Genomic DNA, 19,306 nt, shown 5'->3' on the forward strand with positions numbered 1-19,306 from the left:
AGTTTTAATTAAGTGTGACCTCAATTTTACTAAAAAAATACCAATAAAGCTACGGTTTTAGTGATTATCATGTGTCTACATATTCTCACTAAGTGATTGTATCTTTGCCGCTCAATTTTTACACCTATGCAACCTGTAACTGGATTTTCAAAACTTTCTAAATCGCAAAAGATCGATTGGCTTGTTTCAAACCATTTAAATGATGATGCGACAGCAAAGCAAACCTTGACGCAATACTGGAATGAAGATCAAAAGCTGCAAGATTTGCACGATGGATTTAGCGAGAATACGGTAACTAATTATTATTTTCCTTTTGGTCTAGCGCCTAATTTTTTGATTGATGGTGATTTAATTACCATTCCTATGGCGATAGAAGAGAGTAGTGTAGTCGCAGCAGCAAGTAAAGCCGCTAAATTTTGGCTGGATCGTGGTGGTTTTAAAACACAAATTAAAGGCACTAAAAAAGTAGGGCAAGTACATTTGATGTATCATGGTTTGAGCAGTGAAATGGATGCTTTTTACGCTTTCGCGAAAGCGGAATTACTACAATCCCTAGAACAAATAAATGCCTCGATGAAAAAACGTGGTGGCGGAATCCAATCTCTTGAATTGGTGAACAAGACCAAAAGCCTCGATGGATATTATCAATTGCATGCCACTTTTGAGACCAAAGATGCGATGGGTGCCAATTTCATAAACACCACACTTGAGCAACTGGCAAATACGTTAAGATTAAAAGCTTCAGAATTCAAAGGTTTTTCTAGCGATGCGCCAGAAGTGATTATGAGTATTTTGAGCAATTATGTGCCAGAATGTGTTGTGAATGTATCGGTTTCTTGTAAAATCGATGAAATCGGAACGATCAATGGAGTAACTGGAGCAGAGTTTGCTACGAAATTTGTTAGAGCAGTTGATATCGCAACAGTTGAGCCGTTCCGAGCGGTCACGCACAATAAAGGAATTATGAATGGTATAGATGCTGTTGTTATTGCGACTGGTAATGACTTTAGAGCGGTAGAAGCTGGAGTGCATGCTTACGCTTCTAGAGATGGACAATACCGCAGTCTGACCAGAGCAAGAATTGAGAACGACACCTTCATCTTTGAGGCCGATTTCCCACTAGCATTAGGAACCGTAGGTGGACTGACTTCATTACATCCACTTTCTAAGCTGGCTTTACAGATTCTAGATAATCCTAATGCTGAAGATTTAATGAAAATTACTGCGGTTGCAGGATTAGCACAAAATTTTGCTGCCTTACACTCATTAGTAACGACAGGGATACAAGCCGGACACATGAAAATGCATCTTGCTAACATGCTGGAACAAATAGGAGCAAACGATACAGAAAAAGAATCTCTACGTAAAGAATACAGCGATAAAACACCTAGTTTTTCAAGTTTGAGAGAAAGTCTGGACTTACTGCGTAAGTAAATTCGAACTTGAACTTGAACTCGAATTCGAATTTTAAATTGAATTCTCAATTTGTCAAGCCGTTGCAGAACGACTTCCCTTAAATGTGATCTAAGTTGGTAATATAACAACCGTTTGCTTGAGTAAATCATTATAGTTCAATAAATAAACGTTTTTGAAACTGCGATAGGGTTAGATCATTATTGTTACTCCAGTTGGCATACGACTTCTAATTGGATTGGAAACTTCAATATTCGATATTCGTTAATCTTTGATCGATATTCATTTTTCGAGTTCGAGTTCAAATTCTCTAGATCCAGTCCAGTTTATCTTTAGTCAACTTGTGCTCAACGTTACCTGTGTGTTTTATTGCTGCAGGTTCAAAAAGTAGTACATGAACCTCTTCTTTTGCAATGGGTTTGTGTTCAACACCACGAGGTACTATGTACATGTCTCCTTCATTAAGAGTAATGGTTTGATCTCTTAACTCGATAATAAGCTGACCTTTTATCACATAAAAAAGCTCGTCCTCATCTTTATGATCGTGCCATACAAATTCTCCTTGAAGCTTAGCAAGTTTTACATGCTGGCCATTAAGTTCTCCTATAACCTTAGGCGTCCATTGCTCTTGAAATAAATCGAGTTTTTGTTTTAGATTAATGACACTCATAGTTTTTCCATTAATTTTTTAGGGTTAGTGTAATAGATAGAATCGGCTGTGGGAATTTTTGATTTAATGTTTTCTAGAATTTCATCGTAAATTTCTATCTCTGGATGTATAGCAATACCACGTTCTTCCATGGAGTATTGTTGCAAGCTAATGAGCATTTTATCATTTTCGGGAGTGCGATCATATGATTTAAAACGATCTACTTTCTCTTCAATGATGAGATACCCACTTTTTGATTTTCCTGAATACAACATCATACTCAAATTTTCTGGAATCCATGTAACTTGAGATATTGCAGGCAAGAGCCAAAAGAAAAAGCCTAAGGTAATTATTAGACCTCTAGCAGCTCCTATTTTAAACTTACAGAAGGAGCTTTTCCTAAATAAAAATATTAGTACAGCTATCATCATCACGTTCCATGGGATGACAATGTAATTCCAGTCCAGCTTCCACGGGCCTAATTTCCAGATAATAATAAGATGCATGACTATGAGTAGGATACTTGCAAACTTTCGCGCAAGCGGAATCAATAAAAATAACCCTGCTACTGTTTCTAGTATAGCAAATGAATAGCCTATAGAATTGTTATAAGAAAATGGCAAAGAATGAAACCATAACCTAGGTGCGATATCAGTTACAAATCCAGCATTGAGTTTATGTAAACCACTAAATATATATATTCCTGAGGCAATGATTAAGAGTGCGGTAAAAAGCACACTGGAGTCGTATTTTAAAAGAATAAGTGATGTGAATATTCCCAAATACACTATCATATATGGTGTTAAACGATGTAGATCAAAAAGGATAAGTAGGGTGTAAACAAATACAGCTGTGATAAGCAACCATTTTGCAATTCTTACGTTTACAAATAAACCTATAACGGGAAAGGTAAAAGCAACTGCTCCTAAAATAGCAGTTAGACCATTACCTATCTGATAATTAATACTTGAAACCGTAAGTAAGTCGTGGGATTTAAAAAATCCATTGAATCCCAAAATAGCGGTTGCTAACCAGCAAATGATAAGCACAGCATTTAAAATATAACGGTTTGTGAAGTAAGATTTCAATCGCTCAAAGTTGATTTCAAGGTATAAAAAAAACGAGGAATTTACATTCCTCGTTTTAAAATTTCTTTTTTAAGATTAGTTCTCGTAAGAATGTTTGTAAGGCTGTCCAGTAACAATCTTCAACATATCTTTTTCAAGAGACTCTCTAGGTCGTTCTACATAACGTCCTATTTCTGTCCCATTACGGTAAAATATAAATGTAGGAACTCTTATAATATTATAATCAGATACTAACGCAACTGGCTTTTTCTTTGAACGATCTACTGTGATCATGGTAAGATTATCCATGTCGTAATAGGCTGCTTCTAGAATATTGTAAAATTGTGGAGTTTCCCTTTTTGAATCTCCGCACCAGGTTCCCATGTAAGCCCTAATCTCAACATCTTTAAGAGCAACTTTTAAATCTTCAATGGTTTCGGGATCTGCTTTATAAGATGCCATACGGCTGTTGAACCAAGAACTGAAAGGCTCTTGCATAAACGCATCTTTATCCACCTTGCCAGAAAGGTTTCCAGAAGCATCTTTAACATAATTAGAACTTGCTTCTATGGTTCCATCCACTTCAGCAATCTCTCTAGTTTTTTGAACAGTAGTAGAAGAAGTTGAGGTATTCGTTTTAGTAGTGGTTGCTTTTTGGGAACCACAAGCTGTTACTATTACAGCTGCTATAATTATTATTATCTTTTTCATAGGACTAAATTAAGGATTTTTGAGTCATTTCAATAGGTTGTTTAACACCTATTAACTTTAATACGGTAGGAGCAATGTCTCCTAAAATTCCATCTTTAACCTCTTTCAGGTCTTTATCTACTAAAATAATAGGTACAGGATTAGTCGTGTGCGCTGTGTTCACTGACCCATCTTCATTGAGCATTACCTCGCAATTACCATGGTCTGCTATTACAATTACAGTGTAATCTTGATCTATTGCTGCGGTAATAACAGCTTTAGCTGCTTGATCCACGGCTTCACAAGCTTTTACTGCTGCTTCCATAGAACCAGTATGTCCTACCATATCTGGATTTGCAAAATTTAGGCATATAAAATCTGCTGATTGCTTTTGTATCTCGGGAACAATTTTGTTTTCTACGCAATCTATTGACATTTCTGGCTGCAAATCATAAGTCGCAACTTTAGGCGAGTTACACATTAATCTATTTTCTCCTTTAAAAGGTTCTTCTTGACCACCATTGAAGAAAAAAGTCACGTGAGGATATTTCTCAGTTTCGGCAATGCGTATTTGTGTTTTTCCTGCGTTGGAAAGAACTTCTCCTAGCGTATTTTTTAAATTGTCTTTCTCAAAAATGACTTTTATGTTTTTATAACTATCGTCGTACTTAGTCATAGTTACGTAATATAAGTCAAGCGCGTGCGTGTTTTGCTCGTGATAATCTTGTTGAGATAACATTTGAGTTAATTCACGACCACGATCGGTTCGGTAATTAAAAAAGATTATCACATCTCCTTCTTCCACAAGTCCAGCTGGTTCTGTTCCATTAAGAACCACGATTGGTTCTATAAATTCGTCAGTTGTGCCATTTGCATAATTCTCCTCTACTGTGGCAACAGGATCATGAGTCGGAGCGCCCATTCCATGAACGATCACATCATAAGCTTTCTTCACTCGTTCCCATCTTTGGTCTCGATCCATAGCAAAATAGCGACCAGTAATACTGGCTAATTGAGCATTTGTCCCTGCAATGTGAGACATCAAATCCTGTACATGTCCTGCACCAGATTTAGGATCTACATCGCGACCATCAGTAAAAGCATGTACAAAAACATCTTTAACTTCTTGTTCTTGCGCCACATCAAGCAATGCTTTTAAATGATCAATATGTGCATGTACACCACCGTCAGATAGTAATCCTAAGAAATGTACTTTTTTAGAATTCGCTTTCGCGAAAGCGAGAGCATCCACCAGCACTTTCTCTTCCTTGAGCGTATCGTCTTTTATGGCTTTATTGATTTTGGCAAGATCTTGATATACAATTCTACCAGCTCCAAGATTCATGTGTCCTACCTCACTATTTCCCATTTGTCCTTCAGGAAGACCGACGTGTTCTCCATCGGTACGCAATGTCGCATGAGGATACTTCTTGTATAAACTATCTATGAATGGTGTGTTAGCTTGAGCGATAGCACTCACTTTAGAATCTTGTGTGATTCCCCAACCGTCGAGAATCATGAGTATGGTTTTCTTATTCAATGTTTCAAAATTTGAACTCCTAAATTACGAAAAATGCAGGTTTTAAGTTCAAGATTAAGAAATTGATTGATCGATTACTTACGAAAGCGATTGCGTTGTCTCAATAATTCTAAAACTAATAATATCGCAATTCCATTCACTTTATTTTAATAGCAATATTTTTTTTTGAAATTATTAATTAATAAGTATAATTGAATCCGAATTATATGTTTGATTAATAACACTTTAACTATAGGTTTTTTTACAGGGACAGGCGGTTTTTCCATTGAGTTTTTCTTGTAATACCTTAATAATTTCAATTTTCTTTATGGATCACTTCTCAAATCTTTCTCCGCTAGTTTTAATAATAATGATGATTTTATCATTTTCCATAGCATTGTTAATTCTCTTAGCTATAATTCCTGATCATAAAAGAACATCTGTTACTAGTAGCTTTGTTAAGATAATGAGATCAATTTTCAATAAATGATAGCCGATACTTTAGACTCTAGCAATCGCCCTCGCAATCATCCAGCCGCCAGTCCAGGCGTTTTGAAAATTAAAACCACCTGTTATGGCATCTATATTCAAAACTTCTCCAGCCAGATATAGATTTTTTTGTTTTTTTGAAGAAAAATTTTTGAAGTTAATCTCTTTTAGATCTACGCCACCAGCAGTAACAAATTCTTCCTTAAAGGTACTTTTGCCATTGATGGTAAATGTACTTGCTGTAAGAAGTGTAGCTAGATTTTGAAGGTCCACATTAGAACAGTCTGCCCAATTTTTTTCTGTTAGAGATATGCTTTCTACTAAGTATTTCCACAATCTTTTAGGAAGATCAAACAGCCACTCATTACCGACTTGCTTTTTGCTCTTTTTTCTTTTTGCGGCTAAAGTTTCAAAACATTCTTTTGTAGAAATGTAATTGAGCCAGTTGATAACCAAATCAAATTTATAACCAGAATCATGTAATTCTCGTGCGCCCCAAGCGCTCATCTTTAATATGGCTGGTCCAGAAAAGCCCCAATGTGTAATTAATAAAGGTCCTTGCGATTCAAGTTTTAGCTGAGGTATTTCTACTCGCGCTTCAATAGCGATTCCTGCGAGTTCGGTAATTTGCTTGTCGACTATATTAAAGGTGAAAAGTGATGGTACAGCATCTACAATCGTATGATCTAACTTTTTCATCATTTGCCAGACTTTAGGACTGCTTCCCGCAGTTACTACGAGATGATCACAAGTAAAGGTTTCGGTTTTAGTCTTGAGTTGCCAAGATTCTATTTTCTCAATGGAAGCTACATTCTGACTGGTAAGGATGTCTATGTGATGCTTTCGCGCAAGCGAGATAAAACAATCAATAATTGTTTGAGAAGAATTAGAAACGGGAAACATGCGCCCATCTTCTTCAATTTTTAATTCTACACCACGTTCTTCAAACCAGCTTATCGTGTCGCCAGTCATAAAACTATGAAATGGTCCCAGCAATTCTTTCTCACCACGCGGATAATTTAACGATAAAGGCTTCGGTTCAAACTGCGCATGAGTGACATTGCATCTTCCGCCACCAGAAATACGTACTTTTTGAAGGACATCTTTTCCACGTTCTAAAATCGCAATAGAATGGTTCTCGGTTTGCTCTGCTAGGTTAATAGCTGTAAAAAATCCAGCTGCTCCGCCGCCTATAATTATGGTGTTGTAGTGTGTTTTACTCAAAAGTTGGTAAAAATGAAGTGTTTAATTGATAAGCTTTATGTGCTGCGACAAAGTTAGTCGAATCATCAAACAATTCTAGAACAAACTCGCGGTCTACAAATGTTTTTACATCGTCTATAATTTCATGATACGATGACCATGGAAAAGAAATCGAATCTTCTACAAAGCCATCTTTTACTGGATTGCAATGAACATATAAAATCACATTTTTCAGATAGACTTCTGATTCAATCAATTTTCTTTTAAATGGTTTTTTAAATAAGCTGCCTGATCTGTTGTAGACTTTATTGTAGGCTTTTGCATAGCCAATAAATAAATTTGCAAAAGCTCTAGATTTTTTTAATTCTTCTATCTCTTGTTTTGTCTTGATGACCAGATGAAAATGATTTTTCATTAGACAAAAAGCAATGATCTCGCAAACTGGAGTTAAATGCTTTTCCATTTTATCAATAAAGAAAGGGTAATTGCGAGACTCTTTGAAGATATCGATCATACCATTTGCCTGATTGAAAATATGGTAATATTTATCGTTTTCAATTTTATGGTACATCTGGAAAAGATAAAGAGATCTTGTAAATCAACCAAACATGCCAAGACGCAAACTTGGCATGTTGGTTTCAAAATATTTTTTTGAAAAGAGTTTTTAAGATTTGACATGCCAACTATTCGTGTTGGCATTGTCTAAATCAAATCGGGATGCTGGTTGTTAGACCAGTATTTTAGTTTGTCGACATCAACCAAACATGCCAAGACGCATGTTAGTTTCGAAAGAGGTCTTGGCTGAGAAAAAGTTGGTAAGATTCGGCATACCAACTATTCGTTTTGGCATTGTCTAAACCAAATCGAGATGCTTGTTTTTAGACCAGTATTTAATTTTATCGATAGCAACCAAACATGCCAAGACAAATACTTGGCATGTTGGTTTCAAGAAGATGTTGGTTTTTAATTTATTTCTCTTTCCCTAATTCTACAGCTCGATCAAAAGCTGCGTAAGCTGCATCTTGAATAAGTTGCTTTACATTATTATCGTCCATTGAATCTATGGCAGCTTGAGTTGTCCCGCCTTTTGAGGCAACTTTATTGATCCAGCTTTTAGGAGAAATGTCAGACTGATTAAAAAGTTCAATCGCTCCTTCAAAAGTATTGCTTACTAAAACTTTAGAATCATAATCTGAAAAGCCCATTTTCAAAGCTGCATCCAGCATAGATTGCATAAAGTAAAAAACATAAGCCGGGCCACTTCCAGAAATACCAGTAGAGGCATCGATAAACTTTTCGGTTTCTACGTGAATAGATGTTCCAGTAGTGTCAAGTAAATGTCTTGCGGTTAATAATTCTATTCGAGACACTTCTTTTGCGCCTGTGTAAGAAGTTACTCCTTTACCTACTTTAGCAGGTAAATTAGGCATAGTTCTTATTACTTTAGAAACTTTTAGACCTTGTTGAATTGTGTCTATTGTAACACCAGCCATTAAAGATACAAACAATTGATCAGGTCTAACTAATGATTGCATCTCTTCAAAAAGATCTTGAGAATGATATGGTTTTACCGCTATAAAAACAATATCAGCTTGCGGCAAACAGTCTTCTAATGAAGTGTAGATGTCAAATTTATTTTCTTCTTGAAGCGTTTTAATTTTATTAGGATCGGTATCATAGATTCTTAACCTTTTACGCCCTAAAATCATGGAATCGCCCATTCCTTCGGCATAAGTAAGTCCCATGTTTCCTGCTCCTATAACTAATACTTTCATAACTGTTTTATGTTTTCTAGATAATTTGCAATTACTGTGCAATAGCCTTATGATACATAATTTATTTGAAATATAAAACCAAAAGTCCTTGAACCTCAGGCTGTAGTGGAAATTTAAAAAAATCATGTTTGAGAAAATACTGGTAACTGGTGACATCCTGTCGGTGACAGTTCTTAGTATTCGATACAAACATTCTTAGGTTCTGTAAAAAAGTCCAGTGCTTCAAAGCCTCCTTCACGACCTACGCCGCTGTCTTTCACGCCTCCAAAAGGTGTTCTTAAATCACGATTCAACCACGTGTTTACCCAAACAATTCCTGCATCGATTTCTTGCGTCATGCGCATGGTTCTCGATAAATCGTTGGTCCATAAAGTCGCGCTCAGTCCGTATTTGGTGCCATTTGCCAGTTCTAGTGCGTGCGCTTCATCTTTAAACGGCATGATGGTCACGACCGGCCCGAAGATTTCTTCTTGGTTCAATTTGCAGTCATTTGATGATACCTCGATTACGGTTGGTTCTAGGTAGTAACCGTTTTCAAAATTTGCAACGGTTACTCGATTGCCACCTGTTAAGATGGTGTAGGATTTGGGTTCCGCTTTCGCGAAAGCGAGATACTCTTCAATCTTTTCTCTATGAATAGCACTTACTACCGCACCGACTTTAGTGCTAGATTGCTCTGGATGGCCAACTCTAAGATCTTTCACACGATCAACAAAATCTTTTTTGAATCGTTCATAGATTTCTTGTTGGACAAAAATGCGACTACCACAAAGACAAATCTGACCTTGATTTGCAAAGGAAGAGCGCACGGTTGTATCTAACATTTTGTCATAATCGCAATCGGCAAAGATGAGGTTGGGATTCTTACCGCCTAATTCTAGAGATAATTTCTTAAACATGGGCGCAGCCGTTCTTGCGATGTGAGCGCCAGTAGTTGTGCCTCCAGTAAAACTGATCGCTTTGATATGTGGATGCGCCACAATCGCTTGACCGCAACTTGCTCCATTTCCATGCACGATGTTGAGAACTCCAGCTGGTAATCCAGCTTTTTTAACGATCTTGCCCAATAGATAAGCCGTCGCAGGAGTCACCTCACTAGGTTTTGCTACTACACAATTTCCAGCAGCTATGGCTGGAGCGATTTTCCAAGAAAATAAATATAAAGGCAAGTTCCAAGGAGAAATACAACCTACGACACCTATAGGTTTGCGCAACGTATAATTGATCGTGTTTTTACCTACACTTTCATGAGACTTGCTCGCGTACTGAGTGATCGCATTTCCATAGAATCTAAAGTTCGAACTCGCTCGCGGGATGTCAACAGCTTTGGCGAGCCAGAGTGGTTTTCCATTATCACGACTTTCGGCAGTGGCAAGTTCTTCTAGATTTTCTTCAATCAAGTCTGCGATGCGCAACATGATTTTAGAACGTTCATCAATGGTAGTTGTGGACCAAGATGGAAAAGCAGCAGCGGCCGCTTGATAGGCTTTTTCTACATCATCTTCATTAGAATTTGGGATATCGCCGTAAACTGTTCCCGATGCTGGTTCATAGTTATCCAGCCACATTCCCGATAGCGGAATCATTTCTTGATTATTGATGAAGTTTTTTATTTCCATGTTCCTTGCTTAGTGATTTTGTGAAGATACAAGTTGTGGCGAAAATAACTAGAATCGAGTTAACCTTTCCGTTAATCAAATAAGCTTTTTTAAGCTCCTCGCCTTGGAAAAGGCGAGGACAGATTTAACAGCTTTGCTGAAAATCAGGAGTGGTTGGATGCGGTATTTGAAAAAAGTCAAAGGTTCTTTTATAATCTAAAATGCATGTAACAAACATCGCATCCAACCTTTCCGACCAAAGCTCGCAACTGCTCGTTTTGTCCACCTTTCCTTTTCTTAGGAAAGGAGTTTTTTAATTATTTCAATTTTTAGGAAATAGTTCAGAGAATTATCAATTTACCCAATAACCCAATAACCCAATAACCCAATAACCCAATAACCCAATAACCCAATAACTCAAAATCTACTCCACTGTTATTTCATCCACAAAAATCCAAGCGTCACCATCATATGGATAACCTAAATGCCATTCAGGTAATTTACCATAGGTAACGGCTCTCATTTTTACAAAACGTACATTTTTTATAGAAGTTTTGATATCAACATCGTGAATGGCAACTATTTCTTCTTTATCGGTTTCTGGTAGTTTTTCTGATACATTCTTGAGCAGTTTTCTATTTTCGTCATATAGTTCAAAAACCACTTCCTTGGGGTAAAAAATCCAGCTGCGTTGATCTTTTAAGAAACTGGTACTTATTTGAGAAACATTCTTCGAACTTCCCAGATCTACTGTTGCTACGATATCTTCTTTTTGGGTTCCTTGCCAGGATCCAGATCGGAAATCTTCTGTTCCTTTCATTCCGTCTATTAATGCATCGTTTCCACCTGCACTGTACTCGTTTGCATATTCGTGCTCTAGCACAACCGACATATTCTTATCGTATTTAAAGAAATCTGTTGTTACCGTATAACTTATTTTATCGTTATGAATTGCGTAAATAGATAATTGAGACGGTTCTGAAATAGTTATAGGTTCTTGGTACAACTTAAACTCATCATCATTGATCTTGAAATAAATATCAGCATTTTCATCAATACTGTTCAATGAAATGGTAGTAGTGTCAGAAAATGAAATGTCTCCAGATTTAATATAAGGTACTGCTGGCATATGTTCTTCATTAATTGCACTTACTATTCTGTTTTCCTTTTCAGTCGCCCAATCTGTAGGTGTTTCACTCATGTTGTAGATCAATTTTCCAGATTTGGTAATCATTTCATGAGTTAGGAATGAACTCGAAATTAAATTTGAATTTGAACTCGAATCTATTTTGGATTCCGCTTTCGCGAAAGCGGAACTTGAATAATCAATTCCATCAATATACTTCCCATTTCCATTTTTAATCAATGTAAACTGCTCACCATTTTCTAGGTTGATCGTCGCTTTATCAAAAAGAGGCGTCCCAATCGCATACTGATTACTTCCTGGAGTTACCGGATAAAATCCTAGCGAACTCAACACATACCAAGCACTCATCTGGCCGCAATCTTCATTTCCAGAAACTCCATCTGGATCGTTGTGATATAAAGTAGTCAGTATTTCGTGAACTTTTTCTTGTGTTTTATGAGGTTTGCCTACATAATTATACAAGTATGCCATGTGATGACTCGGCTCATTTCCATGAGCATACTGACCTATGAGTCCAGTAATATCTGCTTGATGGCGACCAGAGGTTTCCATTTGTGCGGAAAACATATTATCGAGGTGTTTTTCATAAGCTGTAGCGCCACCCATTAAATTGATATGACCGGAAATATCTTGCGGTGCGTACAAGCTGTACTGCCAGGCATTTGCCTCGGTATAATTAAAGTTGACCTCTTCTGGTTTAAAAGGAGCAAACCAAGTATTGCGGTAGCGACCTTGCATAAAACCTGTTTGCGGATTATACATGTTTTTAAAATGCTGCGCTCGTTTGATGTATTCGCTATATTTTTCTTCATTACCCAAGGCTCTTGCCATTTGAGCAATAGACCAATCGTCATAAGCATATTCTAGCGTTTTAGAAACCGATTCACTTTCTTGTTCTACAGGAATGAAACCATATTTTTTATAAGATTCTAAACCTAATTTATCTTGAATAGAACTATGTAGCATCGCCTCAAAAGCTTTGTTAGTATCATAACCTCTGATTCCTTTTAAGTAAGCATCTGCAATTACAGGAACGGCATGATAACCTATCATACATCCAGTATAATTACCACTTAAATCCCAAATGGGCAGAATGCCACCTTCGTCATATTTTGCATTAAATGTGTTAATAAAATCATTAGTGCGTTCTTGCTCGATAATGGTATACAACGGATGTGCAGCGCGATACGTATCCCAAAGCGAGAATACGGTGTAGTAGTCAAAATCTTGCGTCTCATAAATTTCTAAATCCATGCCGCGGTAACGACCGTCCACATCTTGATATAAGTTAGGTGCAATCATCGTGTGGTACAATGCGCTGTAGAAGTTGACTTTATTATCGTAGTTCTCATCTTCAATAACGATTTTATTCAATTGTTTTTCCCAGGTGTCGTTTGCGGCTTTTCTGACTGTCTCAAAGTCTTTATCGCCTATTTCGGTCTCAAGATTAAGTTTTGCGCCAGCTTCATCTACTGGGCTGATTCCTATTTTGATGGTGATGGGTTCGTTGTTTGGGTTGTCAAATTCTAAAGCGATGACCTCGGGAATTGACTCCTGTTTTGCATTCCAATTTTTTATAGGGTGAGATGTTTTTACATAGAAAAATAGCATTTGATTTGTAGCCCAAGCGCTAGAAAATCTTTTGCCTTGAAACTCGGTTGAGCTATTGAATTGAAGGTCATGTTCTAGTAGCTTATCTCTATGTAGTAGATCTAGGATGACGTATTGGTTCTCGCTTTCGCGAAAGCGGTATTCATGTATTCCAGCACGTTCTGTAACTGTTAGTCGTACGTCTATATCAGTATCGTCTAGGTGTACTTCATAGTATCCAGGACTGGCTTTTTCATTGTTGTGAGAGAATTTTGAAGAGTAACCTTCATTTCCATCGGCTCCATTATTCAAGACTGGTTTGTTAGTAGGCATGAGTAAAATATCGCCATAATCGCTCACGCCTGTACCACTTAGATGTGTATGTGAAAATCCATAGATTACGTCATCACTATAATGGTAACCGCTGCATCCATCCCAACCGTCGAGTCTGGTATCTGGACTTAATTGCATCATCCCAAAAGGCATTGTGGCACCAAGATAAGTATGTCCATGACCGCCAGTTCCTATAAAAGTATTGACGTATTCGGTAAGTGGGCGATCTGCTGCGGCTTGTGAAATATCTAATTTTGTATCATCGGCTTTATTGCAGGAATAAAAGAGAGCACATGCCCAGAAGATGCTAATGAAGTTTTGTTTTACCATTTAAGATATTTTAAAATCCTAAAGATAATAGATATAAGTCGATCTGTTTTTAACGGACTTGATGATATAACAGAGTATGCAATACCTTTATCTTTGCACAAATGAATGAGATGAGATCACTATTAATTTTCTGTTTACTATGCTGTTGGATAGTTAAAACAGAAGCTCAGAATACGACGGTAAGAATAACTTTATTTGATCAAAATAGATTTGACAACGGTCTTTCTGCATCAGACGGATTGCTCATTGCGTTTGAGGCAGGTAATAATAACGGAGTAGATTCTTTTGATGCTCCTAAGATTTTTAATCTAGATGAATCATTTGCCAGACAGAATGGTACTAATTTATTAAGTATTGAGCGCAGGGATATTCCAGTTGATAATGAAACGCTACCATTCTTTATTACAAATTATAGAACTCAAGATTATGTTTTTGAGGTAACAGCGTTTCAATTACCAGGATTTTTGTGCTATATAGAAGACTTGTATACTGGCGAAATTTTTGAAATGGGAACTGGCCAAACAGAGGTAACAAGATTCAGCATTGATAACTCGATTCCAGAAAGTATAGATGTTAATCGATTTCAGATGACTTTTATGGAACAATCAGATTACATCTATGATAACACATGGATTAATCTTGATCCTTGTATTGCTCCTATCGCAGCAACAGATAATTTAAGTATTTTATCAGGTACAGCGATAATCGATTGTGATGCGGTTTTAAATAATCTTGCTATCTCAAATGGGGCAACTTTACAAATTGAATCTGGAAGAACAGTAACTATTAATGGAGAAGTATATAACTCAGGAGCTATTGAAGCACAAGATGCAACGGTTGTTTTAAATGGATCCTCTTCTGTTTTTTCTGCTAGCGCTCAATTAGGAAATCTCACTGTGACTGATAATAACAACATAGAACTCGCTGGTCTTTTTGATGTTTATGGTACATTAAAACATTCTGGAACTAGTGCATCCGTAGTTGATAATTCTAATGCCAATATCACCTTTAAAAGTTCGGTAAATAGAAATGCCTATTTTATTCCTACAGACGTACAATTAACGGCTCCTGTAGTTTCAGAAACCTATATGAGTGCCAAACGAGCTTATAGATTCTTGAGTAGTCCTGTAACAAGTAGTGGTAGTATTTATGAAAACTGGCAAGAGAATGGTGATGAATCTATCGTAGGTTTTGGAACCGATATCACTGGTACGGCTGGTGCTTCTGCTGGTTTTGACGTTACTGGAACAAATAATTCTTCTATGTTTGAGTGGGATAATGCTGGTCAAAACTGGACTGCACAAACTAGTACTAACAATGCAAGTGACATCATAGAGACTGGTAAGCCTTACCGTCTATTTATACGTGGTGATAGACAGGTAGATCTTACCACAAATGCTGATGCACAAAGAGAAACTGTACTTAGAACAAGAGGACTATTTGCTAATACAATCCCTACGCCTGTAATAAATACTACAGATGGTGCCTTTAATATGATAGGTAACCCTTTTCTTGCGCCATACGATTTAAACGGTATGTTAAGCAACCTTAATATGGGTGGTGTTCCTGTCGATGCGCCTAGTACTAGACCTACGTTTTTCTACGTTTGGGATCCTACAATTCAAACTAACGGTGCTTATGTAACTTATGATGTCATGGCTAATATGAATAACATGACGATAAGTGAAGTAAATGGTTATTTACAGCCGTATCAAGCTGCATTTGTTGTAGCTAACGGTAGTGCTGGCTCTTTTAATTTTAATGAGGCTTTCCTAGATGATAATCAAGGCAATGTACAAGTGTCCTCAACGCCTACTATCATGAGAGTAGAGTTATCAAAAAATGGCCATGTGAAAGATGGTGCTCTGATCAAATTTGATGCAACTTATTCAAATCAGCTTGATCTGTTTGATGCGACTAAGCTAGCTAATCTAGAAGAGAATTTATCAGTAAAAGAAGGTATTCAATTGACAAGTATAAATTCCAGAAACTATCCGGTTGCTGGAGAAATTATTCCTCTTCACGTAGAACAATTGACCTCAGGAACCTACTCTTTAAGCCTTTCACCTTTAGATTTTTCAAATTTAGATGCGTTTTTAGTCGACAACTTTTTAGGACAAACGACACCTTTGGATAGAACAACTATCACTAGCTACACTTTCGATTGGGATACTTTAAATTTTCAAAGTAGTGATGCTGCTCGTTTACAGATAGAGTTTTTAAATAGCACATTGAGTGTTGATGAGTCCGCTTTCGCGAAAGCGGTAACCATATACCCAAATCCATCTAAAAGCAGAATTATCAATGTAACGCTTCCTGAAGTAAGTCGTGTACAAAATATAGATGTATACAACACTTTGGGTCAAATGGTGAAGACTTTTAAAACCTTAGACCAAAATAATCAACTAGACTTATCTAGCCTGACAAATGGAGTTTATTTAGTAAGATTTGCTTTGGATGAAAGACTAGTAACTAAAAGAGTAATTCTAGAATAATAACAAGCTTTAAAAGATTGCTGTTTAATATTAAGATATGTTGACACCACTTTCAGAACAAGAATTGCATCAGCTTGCGATGAATATCGTTGGGAAAGAAATGGAAGAATTAGGTTTTGAGTTTTTATCAATCAATTCTAAACCAAAAAAAGATCCGCAGTTTGTAGCTTTAAAGGATAAATACCTGCATTTTGTAGTCGTGCGAGCGGTTACATATCCAGCAAATCCTGTTCAATATGATGAAAAATTAATGAACATGATGCGCGATCATGGTAACAAATACAAAGCGACTACATACTACGCAGGAGTAGGATTAGCAAATTCTCGTGATTATGAAATGCCAGTGCATCATGAAGATGATTATGTCGTAAATTTTGCAGGTTTGATTGAGATAAAATAAAATTAACAGTGTCAGTTCGAGCGCAGTCGAGAACGCTTTAAAATTGATAATGAGTCAATTTGCATTAGTATTAAAAATTTATTTATGAGAATTAGTCTTATTATAATATTGGTTTTAGTATTCGTTTCTTGTAAAAAAGAAGTTGAAAAACCTGTAGTTCCCGAACCACAAGAATTTGTAGGTCAGGCCATAGGTACTACGTACTCGATAAAACTCTTTGCAGAAGATGAGGTGACACTTAAAAGTGATGTGGATAGCATCATTGATATGTTTAATAATTCCATGAGCACTTGGGTAAAAGGTTCTTTGATTAATAGAATTAACGCTGGAGAAGATAGTGTGCTCGTAGGGAAACCATTCAAAGAAGTATTTGAACAAGCACAAGAAGTATATCGTAAAACCGATGGGTATTTTGACCCAACCGTTGGAAATCTTGTAAATGCTTATGGTTTTGGTGCTGATGGAAAACAAGAACGCATTCCTTCCCAAAAGAAAATAGACAGCCTAAAAAAGTTTGTAGGATTTTATAAAATGAATATAATTCCTTCTAAAGTTAAAGATTCTTTTTACATCAAATCCGATCAAAAAGGAATGTATCTAGAATTTAATGCCATTGCAAAAGGTACGCTAGTTGATTACATGGCGCGATTGCTCGATGATAAAGGAGTGGAGAATTATCTAGTGGAAGTAGGAGGCGAGCTAGTTACCAAAGGAATGAATTTAGAGCGCAACGGCAAATGGTCTGTAGGAATAGACGACCCAAATCAGAAACCAGGAGAGCGTGTTTATGTTACCGTGCTAGAATTGTCTAACGAGGCTATGGCAGGAAGTGGTAATTACCGCAAGTTTAAAATAGACGAAGAAAGCGGTCAGGAATTTGTGCATACGGTAAATCCTTTAACAGGAATGGCACAACCTAGCAACGTATTAGGAGTTAACGTCATCGCAAAAAATTGCACACTCGCAGACGGTTTTGCCACAGCATTTATGGCGATGCCGTTAGAAAAATCAAGAAAGCTGCTTAAAAACTTACCAGACTTAAACGTCGTTATTATGTATACAGACGAGAGTGGCTTGTTGAGATTTGAAACTACACCAGATTTTGAGAAGTTTGTGAAGAAGGCTGGGTAAATTTTATCCCGATTAACCTTATGAAGCGCAACAGTGTTATTCCCAAAGGGTAGAATTAATTCTACCCTTTGGGAAGTAAATGAGAACTTAATTCTAATTCAGAATTTACAGTTCCGTTGCTATGATGCATTTTCTGATTTCTGATATATTCTGCAATAAAGCTAATGTCTATTTTACTTACCGTAAAAGCCTCATAACCTCGAGACCATTCAAAGTAGTTACTTTGAGTAAGTTCGTTTAGAAACCTAGAATTTGGCGCTTTTAATTTTTTAACAACCGCTGCAACGGTTATGGTAGATGGTATTTTGATAAGTAAATGGACGTGATCTTGAATGCCATTAATCATTAGTGGCGTTAGTCCTAGTTCTAAAGACTTATTCCATAAAAACTGGTGAAGCTTACTCTCAACTCGATCAGTTATCAAGTAATCTCGATACTTAGTCACAAAAAACAGATGTATATAAAGCTGCAGATTATTTCTAGACATAGAATAAAATTACATTTTATTTCTTTAAGTGAAGAGAACAATATACTCAGGTTTTTGTTTTTCCTAAGGGTAGAATTAATTCTACCTTAAGGGAAAACTTTTGCTGTTAGTATCTGATACTAATTTGAGAAATGAGGTTTACTTTTTAACCACAGGAATCAATTCTCCAGCTGCGAGTCTATAGCGATCTACTCGTTTTGCACCTAAATCCTTGGTGTAATCGATTGCCTTTACTTCAAAGCCGACTTGAGCCAGTCTATCAAAGTAATCCATTCCATAAACTCTTACATGATCGTATTGTCCAAAAATTCGTGCTCGTTCTTTACGGTCGGTAATAGAATCGTCTTCAAAAGTCACCTCGCGATTATTTTCTAAAGGAATTTGAAGGATTGCAGTGCCGCCAGGCTTAAGAACTCGGTAGATTTCTTGCATCGCCTTAAAATCATCTGGAATATGTTCTAAAACATGATTACAAAGAATAAAATCAAACTCGTTATCTGTAAACGGTAAATCACAAATATCTGCAGGAACATCAGCTAGTGGAGAGTTGAGGTCTGTTGTGGTGTAGTTGATGGTCTCGCTTTCGCGAAAGCGTTTATAAAAACATTGCTCTGGTGCAAAGTGTAATAATTTTTGTGGTCGCGTTAATAAATCGGTCTCGTTTTGCAAATACAACCAAAGCAATCTGTGGCGTTCTAAAGAAAGTGTAGAAGGTGATAATACATTTTTACGTACATTTTCGTAACCATAAGGTAAAAAGCTTTTAAAAGTCTTCCCATCGATAGGGTCTTCATATCGATCACCTCGATACCACCATGCGATCAAAGGACGCACGTAATAACTTGCGCTAATGAGCCAAGGTCTTGGGATGAGGTTAAGGAAGAATTTGAAAATACGCTTCATTATTATAGTTGATCATTCCGCACTTGATGCGGAATCTGATTCAATCAGATTTATTTGAATTACTACAGAATAGTCTTGATCATTTTT

General features: G+C 36.8%; 15 protein-coding genes. 4 read left to right on the plus strand and 11 right to left on the minus strand.

The annotated features are described in order from the left end of the window. The first annotated feature begins 126 nt into the window (after positions 1 to 126). Positions 127 to 1,434 carry a hydroxymethylglutaryl-CoA reductase, degradative gene (locus DDD_RS09700; protein WP_015362664.1) on the plus strand — a complete coding sequence of 436 codons (1,308 nt, stop codon included), beginning with the start codon at positions 127 to 129 and terminating at the stop codon, positions 1,432 to 1,434. Positions 1,435 to 1,723: 289 nt separating this feature from the next. Here DDD_RS09700 and DDD_RS09705 read toward each other — a convergent pair whose 3' ends face one another. The 9 genes from DDD_RS09705 to DDD_RS09745 all read right to left on the minus strand — a co-directional run bounded on the left by DDD_RS09705 (position 1,724) and on the right by DDD_RS09745 (position 13,803). Continuing rightward, positions 1,724 to 2,083 carry a cupin domain-containing protein gene (locus DDD_RS09705; RefSeq protein WP_015362665.1) on the minus strand — a complete coding sequence of 120 codons (360 nt, stop codon included), beginning with the start codon at positions 2,081 to 2,083 and terminating at the stop codon, positions 1,724 to 1,726. Further along, positions 2,080 to 3,150, minus strand: coding sequence for a DoxX family protein (locus tag DDD_RS09710; RefSeq protein WP_015362666.1), 1,071 nt, complete (start codon positions 3,148 to 3,150; stop codon positions 2,080 to 2,082). Before DDD_RS09710 ends, DDD_RS09705 begins: the two co-directional genes overlap by 4 nt. 75 nt (positions 3,151 to 3,225) lie before the next feature. Beyond that, positions 3,226 to 3,840 (minus strand): thioredoxin family protein, encoded by a 615-nt coding sequence (locus DDD_RS09715; protein ID WP_015362667.1) that lies wholly within the window; start codon positions 3,838 to 3,840, stop codon positions 3,226 to 3,228. A 4-nt stretch (positions 3,841 to 3,844) separates the two neighbouring features. Then, positions 3,845 to 5,359 (minus strand): 2,3-bisphosphoglycerate-independent phosphoglycerate mutase, encoded by a 1,515-nt coding sequence (gene gpmI, locus DDD_RS09720; RefSeq protein WP_041567077.1) that lies wholly within the window; start codon positions 5,357 to 5,359, stop codon positions 3,845 to 3,847. A 480-nt stretch (positions 5,360 to 5,839) separates the two neighbouring features. Next, positions 5,840 to 7,051 carry a BaiN/RdsA family NAD(P)/FAD-dependent oxidoreductase gene (locus DDD_RS09725; protein WP_015362669.1) on the minus strand — a complete coding sequence of 404 codons (1,212 nt, stop codon included), beginning with the start codon at positions 7,049 to 7,051 and terminating at the stop codon, positions 5,840 to 5,842. Further along, positions 7,044 to 7,601, minus strand: a complete 558-nt coding sequence (locus DDD_RS09730) for a transposase (RefSeq protein WP_015362670.1) — start codon at positions 7,599 to 7,601, stop codon at positions 7,044 to 7,046. The genes DDD_RS09725 and DDD_RS09730 overlap by 8 nt, the downstream gene beginning before the upstream one ends. A 397-nt stretch (positions 7,602 to 7,998) precedes the next feature. After that, positions 7,999 to 8,805: a pyrroline-5-carboxylate reductase gene (gene proC / locus DDD_RS09735; protein WP_015362671.1), complete on the minus strand. Its 807-nt coding sequence runs from the start codon at positions 8,803 to 8,805 to the stop codon at positions 7,999 to 8,001. Positions 8,806 to 8,978: 173 nt separating this feature from the next. After that, positions 8,979 to 10,424, minus strand: coding sequence for an aldehyde dehydrogenase (locus DDD_RS09740; protein WP_015362672.1), 1,446 nt, complete (start codon positions 10,422 to 10,424; stop codon positions 8,979 to 8,981). A 403-nt stretch (positions 10,425 to 10,827) separates the two neighbouring features. Then, a complete protein-coding gene (locus DDD_RS09745; protein WP_015362673.1) occupies positions 10,828 to 13,803 on the minus strand; it encodes a GH92 family glycosyl hydrolase in 2,976 nt (991 codons plus the stop codon). A gap of 110 nt (positions 13,804 to 13,913) precedes the next feature. Between DDD_RS09745 and DDD_RS09750 the strand changes: the two genes are divergently transcribed. The 3 genes from DDD_RS09750 (at position 13,914) to DDD_RS09760 (ending at position 17,829) form a co-directional block, all read left to right on the plus strand. After that, positions 13,914 to 16,298 carry a T9SS type A sorting domain-containing protein gene (locus DDD_RS09750; RefSeq protein WP_015362674.1) on the plus strand — a complete coding sequence of 795 codons (2,385 nt, stop codon included), beginning with the start codon at positions 13,914 to 13,916 and terminating at the stop codon, positions 16,296 to 16,298. 37 nt (positions 16,299 to 16,335) lie between these two features. After that, positions 16,336 to 16,698 (plus strand): hypothetical protein, encoded by a 363-nt coding sequence (locus DDD_RS09755; protein WP_015362675.1) that lies wholly within the window; start codon positions 16,336 to 16,338, stop codon positions 16,696 to 16,698. A gap of 84 nt (positions 16,699 to 16,782) precedes the next feature. Beyond that, positions 16,783 to 17,829 (plus strand): FAD:protein FMN transferase, encoded by a 1,047-nt coding sequence (locus DDD_RS09760; RefSeq protein WP_015362676.1) that lies wholly within the window; start codon positions 16,783 to 16,785, stop codon positions 17,827 to 17,829. A gap of 61 nt (positions 17,830 to 17,890) precedes the next feature. On the opposite strand, the gene tnpA is transcribed toward DDD_RS09760, so the two are convergent. Together tnpA and DDD_RS09770 are read right to left on the minus strand one after the other, a co-directional pair. Then, positions 17,891 to 18,316 (minus strand): IS200/IS605 family transposase, encoded by a 426-nt coding sequence (gene tnpA, locus DDD_RS09765; RefSeq protein ID WP_015362677.1) that lies wholly within the window; start codon positions 18,314 to 18,316, stop codon positions 17,891 to 17,893. Positions 18,317 to 18,454: 138 nt separating this feature from the next. Continuing rightward, entirely contained in the window at positions 18,455 to 19,219 is a 765-nt protein-coding gene (locus DDD_RS09770) for a class I SAM-dependent methyltransferase (protein ID WP_015362678.1), read from the minus strand. Positions 19,220 to 19,306: the final 87 nt, after the last annotated feature.

The organism is Nonlabens dokdonensis DSW-6, from assembly GCF_000332115.1.
Classification (GTDB): Bacteria; Bacteroidota; Bacteroidia; order Flavobacteriales; family Flavobacteriaceae; genus Nonlabens; species Nonlabens dokdonensis.